This window comes from Nocardioides sp. NPDC127514 (genome assembly GCF_040302125.1).
Taxonomy (GTDB): Bacteria; Actinomycetota; Actinomycetes; order Propionibacteriales; family Nocardioidaceae; genus Nocardioides.
Genome location: NZ_JBEORF010000013.1, coordinates 14,526 through 27,614, shown reverse-complemented (window position 1 = coordinate 27,614; position 13,089 = coordinate 14,526). Strand labels below are relative to the sequence as shown.

General features: G+C 68.8%; 8 protein-coding genes. 2 read left to right on the top strand and 6 right to left on the bottom strand.

The features are described from left to right. Positions 1–28: 28 nt before the first annotated feature. From ABTX24_RS11995 to ABTX24_RS11970, 6 genes are all read right to left on the bottom strand, one after another. On the bottom strand, positions 29–2,113 hold the full coding sequence (locus ABTX24_RS11995; RefSeq protein ID WP_350717780.1) for a RecQ family ATP-dependent DNA helicase: 2,085 nt from the start codon (positions 2,111–2,113) through the stop codon (positions 29–31). A gap of 13 nt (positions 2,114–2,126) precedes the next feature. Then, positions 2,127–3,770, bottom strand: a complete 1,644-nt coding sequence (locus ABTX24_RS11990) for an ABC-F family ATP-binding cassette domain-containing protein (RefSeq protein ID WP_350839814.1) — start codon at positions 3,768–3,770, stop codon at positions 2,127–2,129. A gap of 562 nt (positions 3,771–4,332) precedes the next feature. After that, complete coding sequence (locus tag ABTX24_RS11985) at positions 4,333–6,000, bottom strand: M4 family metallopeptidase (protein ID WP_350839812.1); 1,668 nt, start codon at positions 5,998–6,000, stop codon at positions 4,333–4,335. Positions 6,001–6,164: 164 nt separating this feature from the next. Then, a complete protein-coding gene (locus tag ABTX24_RS11980) occupies positions 6,165–8,117 on the bottom strand; it encodes a M13 family metallopeptidase (RefSeq protein ID WP_350839810.1) in 1,953 nt (650 codons plus the stop codon). A gap of 50 nt (positions 8,118–8,167) precedes the next feature. Further along, positions 8,168–9,376, bottom strand: coding sequence for a M15 family metallopeptidase (locus ABTX24_RS11975; protein WP_350717772.1), 1,209 nt, complete (start codon positions 9,374–9,376; stop codon positions 8,168–8,170). Between the two features lie 61 nt (positions 9,377–9,437). Next, positions 9,438–10,010, bottom strand: a complete 573-nt coding sequence (locus ABTX24_RS11970; RefSeq protein WP_160025994.1) for a TetR/AcrR family transcriptional regulator — start codon at positions 10,008–10,010, stop codon at positions 9,438–9,440. 121 nt (positions 10,011–10,131) lie between these two features. Here ABTX24_RS11970 and ABTX24_RS11965 point away from each other — a divergent pair, with 121 nt between their 5' ends. Further along, positions 10,132–10,698 carry a TetR/AcrR family transcriptional regulator gene (locus ABTX24_RS11965; RefSeq protein WP_350839807.1) on the top strand — a complete coding sequence of 189 codons (567 nt, stop codon included), beginning with the start codon at positions 10,132–10,134 and terminating at the stop codon, positions 10,696–10,698. 25 nt (positions 10,699–10,723) lie between these two features. After that, a complete protein-coding gene (locus tag ABTX24_RS11960; protein WP_350839805.1) occupies positions 10,724–13,063 on the top strand; it encodes an MMPL family transporter in 2,340 nt (779 codons plus the stop codon). Positions 13,064–13,089: the final 26 nt, after the last annotated feature.

The window sequence follows — 13,089 nt, the reverse complement described above, 5'->3', positions numbered from 1 at the left end:
GGCGTTCCTTCGGAACAGACCCACGCACCTACGTCGTCGTCGCCAGCACCAACGGGCTCACCGAGCCTGCACCGGCGTCGAGGAGGGCTCGGGCGGCAAGGGTGACGGTCCAGCCGGTCGCGATGCGGTCGTCGATGAGGAGTACGTCAGCACCGGGCGGGACATCGGCGTGGAGCGAGAAGCGGCGGCCGATGGCGGCGACGCGCTGGGCGGAGTTGGAGGCGCCCTGGCCGGGGCCGACGTCGGGGTCGACGATGGCCCACGAGCCGAGGACGGGGACGCGCAGATAGCGCGAGAGGCCTTCGGCGAAGTCTCGGGTCAGGGTGGGGCGGGTCATCGACTCGACGTAGACGATGCCGCCGACCCGAGGACGCCAGTCGCCCAGGACCTCGACGACCGCCTTCACCAGCGGGACCGGGACCGGGCCGTCCTGTGCCGGTTCGCGGAAGAGGTCGCGCAGCGCCTGGCCGTAGCCGAGGTCGGTCAACCGCGCGACCGCGCGCCCTTCCAGGGGCCCGTCCTTGATCTTGCCCTTGAGCGAGATGCCGAGCCGGTCGAGGCCGGTGGGCCACATCTTCTTCGGCTCCACGACGACTCCGGGACGCGACAGCCGCGCCGAGGCCTCCTCGACCGCACCTTCGGAGACCGACGACGTCACCGCGAAGCCGCCGCAGTTGTCGCACCGGCCGCAGTCGACCGCACCGGGGTCGTCGAGCTGCTCGCGCAGAAACCGCATCCGGCACTGGTCGGTCGAGATGTAGGCGAGCATCGCGTCCTGCTCGCGGCGCCGGGCCTCGGCGACCCGGGCGTACCGCTCCGCGTCGTAGTCCCACGGGACACCGGTCGCCTCCCAGCCACCACCGACCCGGCGCGCGGCGCCGTCGACGTCGAGCACCTTGAGCATCTGCTCCAGACGTGACCGCGACAGGTCGACGTACGTCTCCAACGCCTGTGTCGACAGGGCTCGGCCGGCCTCCGACAGGACCCCCAGTGTCTGGCGCACCTGCTCCTCGCGCGGGAACGCCAGCGAGGCGAAGTAGGCCCAGATGTCGCGGTCCTCGATGCCCGGGAGCAGCACGACGGAGGCGTCGGAGGTGCCTCGCCCAGCACGGCCGACCTGCTGGTAGTAGGAGACCGGCGAGGAGGGCGCGCCCATGTTGACCACGAACCCGAGCGTCGCGTCGAAGCCCATCCCGAGCGCCGAGGTCGCCACCAGCGCCTTGATCTTCCCGGCTGCCAGCGACTCCTCCAGTTCGGCCCTCTCGGCCGCCTCCGTTCGCCCGGAGTAGGCGGCCACGTCGTGACCGCGCGAGCGCAGATAGTCGGCGATCTCCTCGGTCGCGGCCACCGTCAGGCAGTAGACGATGCCCGAGCCGGGTTGCTCGGAGAGATGGTCGGAGAGCCAGGCCAGCCGCTGCTCAGGAGTCTTCAACGTGACCACCCCGAGCCGCAGCGACTCCCGGTCGAGCGACCCTCGAAGCACGAGTACCCCCGAACCCATCTGCTCGGCGACATCCGAGGTCACCCGAGAGTTGGCCGTCGCGGTCGTGGCGAGCACCGGGATCCCGTCGGGGAGGTCGGCCAGCAGCGTGCGGATCCGGCGGTAGTCGGGCCGGAAGTCGTGCCCCCAGTCGGAGATGCAGTGGGCCTCGTCGACCACCAGCAGGCCACACTCGGCGGCCAGCCGGGGCAGCACCGCGTCGCGGAACTTCGGGTTGTTGAGCCGCTCGGGGGAGACCAGCAGGACATCCACCTCACCGGCGTGGATGGCCTCCTCGATCGAGACCCAGTCCTCGGGGTTGGTCGAGTTGATCGTCACCGCCCGGATCCCAGCCCGCTGCGCCGCCGCGATCTGGTTGCGCATCAGCGCGAGCAGCGGCGAGACGATCACGGTCGGCCCGAGACCGGCCTCACGCAGCAGCAGCGTCGCCACGAAGTAGACCGCCGACTTCCCCCAACCGGTCTTCTGCACGACCAGCGCCCGGCGACGCTCGACGGCGAGCGCCGAGATCGCCGACCACTGGTCCTCACGCAGCGTGGCGTCATCCCGGCCCACGAGGGCCCGCAGATGCGCCTCAGCACGAGCACGTACGTCACCAGCCGGATCTGTCATGGTCACAGGTCTATCAGGCACCTCCGACAACGTGACCCAACGGCAGCCGAGGCCAGTCGGCCAGATCATCCAGCATCTGCCGATCGTGCGTGGCCACCACGACCGCCGCCGGCGTCGCCCGCAGCGCGGCCGTCAGCTCGTCGACCAGCCCGGCCGAGAGATGGTTGGTCGGCTCGTCCAGGATCAGCAGCTGCGGGAGCGAGGCCAGCCGCAGCGCCAGCTCGAGCCGCCGCTGCTGCCCTTGGGAGAGCCGCGAAGCAGGCGTACGCCGCGCCTCGGCGTCCACCAGTCCGGTCGACCGGAGCGACGGGATCGCCCGCTCCGGCACCACCCCGGCGGCGACCAGCCGACCACAGTGCTGCGCATAGACCTCCGCCGCCGTCAGACCCGGCGCCCACTCGGGCTCCTCCTGACCGACGAGTGCGACCCGCACCCCCGGCGAGACCCATACCGACCCAGCCGACGGAGCGAGCCCGCCGCCCAGCACCTGCAGCAACGTCGACTTGCCCGCCCCGTTCGGACCGGTGACGACGAGCCGCTCGCCACCGTCGAGGGCGAACGAGACGGGTCCGGACAGCCGACCGGGCATGCGTACGCCTCCACAGCGCAGCAGCGTGCTGCCGGCAGGTGAGGAGAGCTCCGGGAACCGCAGCGACATCGGCGGCTCAGGCACGGAGATGCGGTGCGCCTCGAGCGCCGCGAGGTCACGGTTGAAGGAACGCACCAGACCGGGGGCACGGGTCTGTCGCTGATGCTTGCCGGTGCCCTTCGGCGGCCGCCAGCCGGTGCTCAGCCGGTCCCGCGCGGCCGAGACCGAGTCCTGCAGTCGCCGGTGCTCCTCCTGCTGGGCCGCGTAGTCCTGCTCCCAGCGCTCCCGGTCGCGGCGCCGACCCTCCTGCCAGCCCTGGTAATCACCGGCGTACGTCCGCGGCCTACCGTCCTCACTCGGGTCCAGGTCGAGGAACTCCTCACCGACCTCCCGCAGCAGCGCGCGGTCGTGAGAGACGAGCACGACACCGCCGGCATGAGCCCGGACCCGCTCGGTGAGGAACGCCAGCCCCGACGCGTCCAGATGGTTGGTCGGCTCGTCGAGCACGAGGAGGTCGTGGTGTGCCCCGAGCAGACAGGCGAGCCGCACCCGGTAGCGCTGGCCGACCGACAGCGTCGCCAGCTCTCGTCCGTGATCGGTGCACGCGCCGAGCGCCTCCAGAGCGATCTGGACCCGCCGATCGGCGTCCCAGGCGTCCAGCGTGGTCGCGCGCTCCAGCGCGGCGGCGTACGTCCCGCCGGAGTCCGACGGGTCGTCCGACAAGGCTGCGGCAGCGTCATCGAGTGCGCGGAGCGCGGAGTGCGACTCGGCCAGCGCGGCGGAGGTGAGGGTGCCGACGGTGTCCCCAGGACGTACGTCCAGAGCCTGCTGCGCGACACCGAGGCTGCCGTGCCGCTGAACCCGGCCGGAGTCGGGTTCGAGCAGTCCGGCGAGGACGTGGAGCAGCGTGGTCTTGCCCCGGCCGTTCTCGCCGACGATGGCCAACCGGGACCGGTTGGCAGCAGAGACGGTCAGGGAGACGCCGCGCAGGACGGGGCGACCGCCGCGGGTGACGGAGATGTCCTCGGCGCGCAGGTGGGCAGAGGTGTGGTGGGTCTGTACAGACACGAAAGTGAACTTCCAGCTCGCGTACGGGAGCCGGGAAAGCGAGAGCAGCTACCCGGCTAGGAGGCAGCTGAACGATCGCGCCGTCGCGAGCGTCGCGAGGCGAGTGCGCCGGCAAGGCGCCAGCGCGAAGGCAGGCTGGGCGCCTGGCGAGCGCTGGCAACGCCGCCGGCGTGCCGCATCGCGGCGCGCAGCAGGCGGGATCGTTCGGCTGTCTCCGTAGGGCCGGACAGCGGCGTGAGTATGCCTCGCAGCGCCGCCGTCAGGCGGCGGGGCGCAGGCGCATGTAGGCGATGCCGGAGTACATGCCACCAGGGTAGACAGCGACGACCCGTCCACGCGAACCGTTATTCGCCGAGCGCAGATGCGAACGCCGAGCCGGCGCTGTTGGTCCTCCCCCACGGGGACCCGCAGAACCGGCCCGGCATCTCCAGTATGCGTCCAATCGCCGAACCGGCATAACCACACGCCCGAATTCGTACTTTAGTTACCCAAAGCGGTCGACGGCGCCGCCTCCAGTAGGAAAACGACGCCGTCGGACGACTCTGTTGTCAGTGTGGCGAGATCAGCTCACCGAGACCGCGGTCCACGCCGCCTCGACGGCCGCGACCTCGGGGCTGGAGGCGCCGTAGAGGTCCGAGGCCGCCTTGACCGTCGCGTCGCGCGCGCCGGCGTAGTCGGTGGTCGAGGTGAAGTAGGTCGAGTTGGCCCGGAACCAGATCTTCTCGGCCTTGTCACGACCGATCCCGGCGATCGTCGAGCCGTCGCAGGTCGTGCTCGAGTGCTCGACCCCACCGATCGTCTTCGTGCCCGAGCCCTCGGAGAGCAGGTAGAAGAAGTGGTTGCCGACGCCGCTGGAGTAGTGGACGTCGAGGCCCCCGGTCGAGGACGACCAGCAGTTGACCGAGTTGCCGTCGAAGGACGGGTTGTCCATCCGGCGCAGCGGGTCGCCACCGTCGAGGATGAAGGACTCACCGATCAGGTAGTCGCCCTGGTCCTCGGCGTTGTCGGCATAGAACTCGACTGCCGTCCCGAAGATGTCCGAGGTCGACTCGTTGAGGCCGCCGGACTCACCGGAGTACTCCAGGCCCGAGGTGTTCTCGGTGACGCCGTGAGTCATCTCGTGGCCCGCGACGTCCAGCGAGACCAGCGGTCCGTAGCCGACACCGTCGCCGTCGCCGTACGTCATCTTCTCGCCGTCCCAGAAGGCGTTGACGTAGTCGGTGCCGTAGTGGACCCGGTTGTAGGAGCCCGAGCCGTCGCCGAAGATGCCGTCGCGGGCGTGGACGTTCTTGAAGTAGTCCCAGGTGACGTTGGTGCCGTACTGCGCGTCGGCCGCCGCGGTCGCCCGGTCGTCGTTGGAGCCGTTGCCGAAGGTCGTGGTCGGGCTGGTGACCACCGTCCCGGCCGCGCAGCCGAACCCGAGGAGCTGGCACAGCAGGCTGTCCTCGGCGTTGTTCATGTCGGTCGTGTAGGTGCCGCCGCGGGTCTCGTCACGCAGCTCGTACGTCGAGCCGTTCTGCTTCACCTGCAGCGGGACGGTCCCGGAGTAGAGGGTGTTTCCCTCGCCGTCGATGGTGTGGATGCCCTCGACCCGGCGCAGCACCTTGCCGGTCTCCGCGTCGACGTACGTCGCCAGGCGCGAGGGGGTGCCGTCGGCCTGCTTACCCTTGGTGGTCACCCGCCACGCCAGCGTCGGGGTGCCGTCGACCGCGTCGACCACGAGCTCGGGCGCGTACTTCTTGTCGGCCTGGAGCTTGGTGATCGTCTTGGTGACGGCGTCCAGGGTCAGCGCGGCCTTGGTGGCTGCGGTCTCGGTGATCGCCGGCTTCACCGAGAGGTCGAGCATCTTGGTCAGCCCCTGGGAGACGGAGGTCAGGGTGCCGGACTTGGTCTGGTGGGCGACCAGGTCGCCGCCGACGACCTCGAGGCCCTCGTAGGTCCGGTTCATCCGGACGTGGGTGGCACCGTTGGCGTCCTTCAGGGTCACCACGGGCTCGAGATCCTGGCCCGCGCCGACCTTCCAGGTCGACGGCTTGCTCGTCAGCGCGCGGATCGCCTTGTCCGCGATCGACTCGTCGTCGATGACCTTCTGCGCAGACAGACTCTCGGGCGTGATGGTGGAGGCGGAGTCGGCAGGGGTGGCGCCGGCTGGGCTTCCGAAGGAGGCGATGAAGGCAGTTCCTGCAACAGCGGCAGCGGTCGCTGCTCCCGCTACTCGAACGATACGCATCGTGGGGTTCTCCTCGATTGTGGGGACCAGGATGGAGGGAATCCTTGCACCGGAATCGATAGCGTGGAGAAACAAGTTCCTGCAATGCGAATTTGTGAAGCCGCCTTCCCGCGTAACTCCTTTACGTTGTTATCGAATATTAACCAATACCCCTACCCGCACGGTCACCAGATCCGCACGCGCTCCTCCGGGTCGAGCCAGAGACCGTCGCCGGGAGCGGTGCCGAAGACCTCGTGGAACTCGTCCAGGTTCCGCGCGATGTTGGCACGGAACTCCGGCGGGCTGTGCGGGTCGATCGTGAGGTACTGCTGAGCCTGCTCCTTGCGGCGCACCGTACGCCACACGTAGGCCCAGTTGAGGAAGAGCCGCTGCCGGTCGCCGACGCCAGCGGAACCGCCGGTGGCGAGCATGTAGGCGGTGTGCGCGATCGTCAGACCACCCAGGTCGCCGATGTTCTCGCCGACGGTCAGCGCACCGTTGACGAACTCACCCGGCAGGTCCCGCGGCGAGAGCGCCGAGTACTGCTCGATGAGCGCCTTGGTCTTCACCTCGAAGGCCGCCTTGTCCTCCGGCGACCACCAGTCCTGCATGTTGCCGTCGCCGTCGAACTGGGCACCCTGGTCGTCGAAGCCGTGCCCGACCTCGTGGCCGATGACCGCGCCGATGCCGCCGTAGTTCTCCGCCGGGTGCGCGTCCTTGTCGAAGAACGGGCGCTGCAGGATCCCGGCCGGGAAGCAGATCTCGTTGGTGCCGGGGTTGTAGTAGGCGTTGACCGTCTGCGGCAGCATGAACCACTCGTCGCGGTCCACCGGGCTGCCGAGCTTGCCGAGCTGCCGGTCGGTCTCGAAGACCGAGGCCGCCGAGACGTTGCCGATCAGGTCGTCCTTGCTGATCTGCAGCGCCGAGTAGTCGCGCCACTTCGACGGGTAGCCGATCTTCGGCGTGAACTTGTCGAGCTTCTCGTACGCCTTCTCCTTGGTCTCCTCGCCCATCCAGTCGAGCTCGGAGATCGATTTGCGGTAGGCCTCGAGGAGGTTGTGGACGAGTTCGTCCATCTGCGCCTTCGCCTCGGGCGGGAAGTGGCGCTCGGCGTACTCCTTGCCGACCGCCTCGCCGATCGCGCCCTCCACGATCGCGACCCCGCGCTTCCAGCGCTCACGCAGCTCAGGGGTGCCGTTGAGGGTGCGCCCGTAGAAGTCGAAGTTGGTCTCGACGAAGTCGTCGGTCAGGTAGGGCGCCGCCCAGCGGAGCACGTGGAAGTAGAGCCACAGCTTCCAGTCGTCGATGTCGACCTCGCCGAGCACGGTCGAGAGGTGGGAGAAGAACGACGGCTGCCGCACGACCACCTCACCGAGCACCGCCTCGGTGGTCAGCTTCGAGCCGGAGAGGTTGCGGACGTACGCATCCCAGTTGAAGTTGGGGGCCAGCTCGCGCAGCTCGGCGAGGGTCAGCAGGTTGTAGGTCTTCTGCTTGTCGCGGGTCTCCTCGCGTGCCCAGTGGCCCTCGGCGAGACGGGTGTCGATCCGGATGATCGTCTCGGCGGCCGCACGCGGGTCGGGGTGCTCGGCGAGCTCGTAGAGACGAGTCAGGTAGTCGGCGTACTTCCCCAGCACCTCGGCGAACTTCTCGTCGAAGTAGTAGTCCTTGTCGGGCAGCCCGAGGCCGCCCTGGAGCAGGTTGAAGATGTAGCGGTCGGAGGCCTTGTCGTCGTTGTCGACGTAAGACCCGAACAGCCCGTGCCCGCCGATCCGCTCGACCTCACCCAGGAACGCCGCCAGGTCGTCCGCGTCGCGGAGCCCGTCCACGGCGGCCCGCAGGCCGTCCAGAGGACGTACGCCGCGCGCGGCCACCCCCTCCACGTCCATGAAGCTCGCGAAGAGGTCGCCGATCTTCTGGGCGTCGCTGCCCGGCTCGCCACCGGAGGCCGCGAGCTCCTCGATGATCGCGCGCACGTCCTTCTCGGCCTGGTCGGCGAGCATCACGAACGGCCCCCAGCTGGACCGGTCGGACGGAATCTCGACCTCCCGGAGCCAGGTGCCGTTGACGAACCCGAACAGGTCGTCCTGCGGCCGAATGCTGTCATCCATGCCCGGACGGGCGTCATCGAGGATCGTCACGTCCCCCAGCGTAGATGCGGGGTCCCAAGCAGGTCAGCAACAACCCCGGGTTAACCCGGTTTGACGATGCGGTTCATCTCGAAGTGCATGGGGTCGGTCCACTTCCAGTTGCCGCCCCAGGTGAAGCCCCAGCGCTCGAAGATGGAGACGACGGTGCGGTCCATCTCGCCGACGGTGCCGCGCTGGTTGCCGGCGGTGTTGAGGTCGACGGCGGTGCCGAAGGCGTGGTTGGAGAGCTGGGTGGTGTTGGCGATGAAGCGGGGGTAGTAGCAGCCGGCGTACTGCGACGGGTCGATCTTCCTGGCCAGGCCGCGGTCGACGACCTCCTGCAGGGCGGCGCGCAGCTGCGGGATCATCACCTTGTTGCAGGTCACCGAGCCGAGGATCGGCACCTGGGCGGTCACGATGTGAGAGCTCACCCAGCTCGCGGCGGGGGTGATGGTGCCGTCGCCGTTGGCCCGGTAGGTGTAGTTGCCGACGGCCTCGGCGACGGTGCCGACGACGTACGCCTTCTGGGGAGCGTTGGGGTCGAGACCCGCGCGGGCGACGACGTCGAGGCGCTGGACGGAGGCGTCCGAGCCGACGACCTTCTGGATCGGCTCGACGACCCGGTTGGGGGCGATGGCGGCGGTGGAGACGATGAGCGCGTTGCCCTTCTCCATGCCCATCTCCTCGCCCCACTTGTGGTTGACGACGGCCGCGGCGAGACCCGGCGGCTGGGGAGCGTAGGCGCCGACGTGGACAGAGGCCGCGTCCTTCTTGGAGCCGAGCCGCACGAACCCGTCCTTGTCGGCCGGGAGCTCGTCCTGGCGCTCGGGATCGATCGCCACCTCGCCACCGGCGACGCGCTGCCAGACCTCGTCGGAGTCGGCGCTCTGGAAGGGGGCGAAGTTGCGGTAGGTCGCCGGGTCGACGGCGACCACCTTCACCAGCCGTCCCTCGACGCTGACCTGGGCCATCGAGATCTGCTCGACGCCGGAGACGCCGTCGAGTCCTCGGATCTTCTTGACGTCGGCGGACGAGAGGGTGTCCTCGGAGAGGATCAGCAGGTCGGTGGAGTGCAGCGTGCCCTCGCGTTTGCCGGGGATGTCGACGGCGTGCGAAGGGTCGGCGACCGGGCTCTCGACCTTGGCGGCCCCGCTGGAGCTCGGGCTGCCGCTCGGCGTGGCCGGCTTCGCCGGCTCACCCGCACAGGCGGCCAGGGTCGCCACGAGCACCGCGCCCACTGCCGCAGCCGCTCTCCACGAGACCTGTCGCATCCATCTACCTCCCCGCAGGAAGGTTAGGCGAGGCCTGGTCAGCACCCAACTCGCTGGTAACTCATCCGTTCAGGACCCGCGAGATCAGCCAGGCGATGTCGTCGGCGGTCTCGTCGGGTGACTTGGTGGGCTGCATGACATGGCTGAGGACCACGCGCACGGTCATCTCGATGGCGGTGTCCGCCTGGTCGTCGGTCAGGCCGTGCTCGAACCTCTCGACGTGCTCATGGATGAGCTCGGTCGCGTAGCCCAGCAGTCCCTCGCTGTGGCTGGTGAGGTAGGGCAGCAGCTCGGTGTCGGCACCGTGGGTCGCCGAGACGACCGCGTGCAGCAGCTTGTTGTCCTGGGCACGGTCGAGGACGCCGTACGTCGCCTGGCGGATCGCCCGGATGAAGTCGTCCTCCTCGTCGAAGGCCGTGCTCACGACCGCGAGGAACTGCTCCAGCTCACGCAGGATCAGCGACTTCGCCAGCGCCGGCTTGGCGCCGATGTCGTTGTAGACCGTCTGCCGACTGACCCCGCATCGCTCGGCGATGCGCGACATCGTCACACTCGCCCACCCGGACTCGGTGGTCATCTCGACGGCGGCATCGAGGATCCGCTGTCGGGTGGTTTCAGGTGCGCCGGCCGCCATGAAGGCAAAGTCTACGGCCTCTCCTCCCCGCGGAAGACGGGCAGGTGAACCTAGCCACATTGTTTTGCACTCGATACCCCCGGAGTGCAACACTGCACTCTGTGAGAGAAAGTGCAACGTCATGATGCGGGGGCTCAACAAGACCGCGGCGGCGATCCACCGGGCCGCGCTCGAGATGACCGACGAGTTCGGCTTCGACGGCTGGACCATGGAGCATCTCGCCGACCGCGTCGGTGTCTCGCGGCGTACGTTGTTCAACCACGTCCCGAGCAAGATGGACGCCGTCCTCGGCCCCGAGCAGGAGCCCGACCCGGAGCTGCTCGAGGCCTTCCTCAGCGGCGGGCCCACCGGCCATGTCGGCCGCGATCTCGGCGCGCTGGTGCGTACGGTGCTCGACGCCGAGCCCATCGACCATGACGAGCTCGTCCTCGTCCGGCACATCCTCGCCACCGACCGGCAGGTGCTGGATGCGGCACGCACCCGCTTCGAGCAGATAGCCGTTCACTTCGCCGAGGTCATCTCCGAGCGCGAGGGCGACCAGATGACTCCCGAGCTCGCGGGCGTCGTCCTGCATCTCGTGATCGTGGTCTTCAACGCCTCGCTCGACGCCTACCTCGCCAATCCTTCGGCCGGCACCGTCGCCGACCACTTCACCCGGATCTTCGACGACCTCGTCGATCTGTTCTGAACCACTGACCAGGGGGAACCCCGAAATGGCCAAGCTGCTCTATCGACTCGGAAAGACCGCCTACCGGCGGTGGCCGATCTTCGTCGCCGTCTGGATGATCGTGATCATCGGGATCGGCGCGGTGGCGACCACGATGTCCAAGCCGATGTCCACGACCTTCACCATGCCCGGCCTCGAGTCGGTCGAGGCTGCCGAGGAGCTGCCCGAGATCATGGGCACCGAGGGCGGTTCGGTGCTCGACGCCGCCTCCATCGAGGTCGTCGTCGCCGCTCCCGAGGGCGAAACGCTCACCACAGCCGCGAACCAGAAGGCCGTGGCCGAGCTCGTCCAGAACCTCGCCGCGCTCGATGACGTACCCGACCAGATCTCCTACATCTGGACACCGGAACAGGCCGAGGCAGCCGCCCCTGGCTACGCCAAGGCGATGTCCGCCGAGAGCGGGCAGACGGTGACGACCCAGCAGGCGCAGCAGATGCTGCTCGGCCAGATCCAGGCTCAGCCGACGCTGTCGGAGGACGGCCGGATCGGGCTGATCTCGACCGAGTTCGAGGATGTCGAAGCGACCGAGGTGACGCCTGAGATGCAGGAACAGGTCACCGACGTCATCGAGGACGCGAACAAGGACGGCCTCCAGGTCGAGGTGCGCGGCCAGGGCATGCAGGTCCAGGAGATGGGCAGTGCGAGCTCCGAGCTGTTCGGCATCATCATCGCCCTGTTCATCCTGGTGATCACCTTCGGCTCCTTCGTGGCCGCTGGCCTCCCGATCATCACCGCCGGCGTCGGCGTCGCGATCGGAACGCTGGGGATCACCGCACTGACCGCGTTCACCGATGTCTCCTCGACCACGCCGATGCTCGCCACGATGATCGGCCTGGCGGTCGGGATCGACTACGCGCTGTTCATCCTGTCCCGCTACCGCAGCGAGCTCGACCACACCGACGACCGCGAGGAGGCCATCGGCGTCGCCGTGGGCACCGCCGGCTCGGCGGTCGTCTTCGCCGGCCTGACCGTCGTGATCGCGCTCGCCGCGCTCAGCGTCGTCGGGATCCCGTTCCTGACCGCCATGGGCCTGGGCGCGGCCGTCACCGTCGTCGTCGCGGTCCTGGTCGCGCTGACCCTGCTCCCGGCGCTTCTCGGCCTGCTCAAGTCGAAGGCCTTCGGCCTCAACGTACGTCGCTACAACCCCAAGCGCGAGGCCAACGGTCGCATCCTCAACAACGGTGTCCGTTGGGCGCGGTTCATCGGCAAGGCGCCGATCCTCTGGGTGCTGATCGCGGTCATCGGCCTCGGGGCGCTGGCGATCCCGTTCAAGGACCTGCACCTCGGCATGCCGAGCGACAGCACCGCGCCCGAGGACAGCTCGCGCCGCCAGGCGGTCGAGCTGGTCGTCGAGGGCTTCGGCCCCGGGCGCCTCGACCCGATGATGCTCGTCGTCGACGCGCGTGACATGTCCGGGGACACCGCGGCCAAGCAGCAGGCCTACGCCGAGGTCGCCGACTGGGCCGCGGGCCTCGACGGTGTGGCCAAGGTGATCCCGCCTTCGGGGAACGACAACGGCGCGGTCATCCTGATCGAGCCCGAGACCGCCCCGGAGGACGAGAAGACCGAGGACCTGCTCGCCGAGCTGCGTGACGGCGAGGCTGCCGTGGAGAAGGAGACCGGCACCGACCTCGCGGTCACCGGCACCTCGGCGATCATGTCCGACATCTCCGAGAAGCTCAACGACGCCCTGCTGCCCTACCTGGCGATCGTGATCGGGCTGGCGTTCATCCTGCTGATGCTCGTCTTCCGCTCGATCCTGGTGCCGCTGACCGCGACCCTCGGCTTCCTGCTGTCGGTCCTGGCGACCCTCGGCGCGACCGTGGCGATCTTCCAGGAGGGCGCCTTCGACATCTTCGAGGGTCAGCCGATCGTCAGCTTCATCCCGATCTTCCTGATCGGGCTCGTGTTCGGGCTGGCGATGGACTACCAGGTCTTCCTGGTGACCCGGATCCGCGAGGCGCACGTCCACGGCGCCTCGTACAAGGAGGCCGTCGTCGACGGCTTCCGCAACTCGGCCCGGGTCGTCACGGCCGCCGCGCTGATCATGACCGCCGTCTTCTCGGGCTTCATCCTGATGGACGACCCGATCATCAAGTCGATGGGCTTCGCGCTCTCGGCAGCGGTCATCTTCGACGCCTTCGTGGTCCGCATGCTCCTGATCCCGACCCTCATGTACCTCATGAAGGAGAAGGCCTGGTGGCTGCCGAAGTGGCTCGACCGGATCCTCCCGAACGTCGACGTCGAGGGCGAGAGCCTGGAGCGGCACTACCTCGCCGACCACTACGCCGAGAAGCCGCGTGAGCCGGAGCTCGTCAAGAGCTGAGGTCTCGCACCGATGACAGCCCCCGG

Bases quoted from the DNA above. Each gene is read 5' to 3' on its own strand.
- ABTX24_RS11995 (WP_350717780.1), bottom strand. From the start codon at position 2,113: ATGACAGATCCGGCTGGTGACGTACGTGCTCGTGCTGAGGCGCATCTG.
- ABTX24_RS11985 (WP_350839812.1), bottom strand. From the start codon at position 6,000: ATGCGTATCGTTCGAGTAGCGGGAGCAGCGACCGCTGCCGCTGTTGCA.
- ABTX24_RS11975 (WP_350717772.1), bottom strand. From the start codon at position 9,376: ATGCGACAGGTCTCGTGGAGAGCGGCTGCGGCAGTGGGCGCGGTGCTC.
- ABTX24_RS11970 (WP_160025994.1), bottom strand. From the start codon at position 10,010: ATGGCGGCCGGCGCACCTGAAACCACCCGACAGCGGATCCTCGATGCC.
- ABTX24_RS11965 (WP_350839807.1), top strand. From the start codon at position 10,132: ATGATGCGGGGGCTCAACAAGACCGCGGCGGCGATCCACCGGGCCGCG.
- ABTX24_RS11960 (WP_350839805.1), top strand. From the start codon at position 10,724: ATGGCCAAGCTGCTCTATCGACTCGGAAAGACCGCCTACCGGCGGTGG.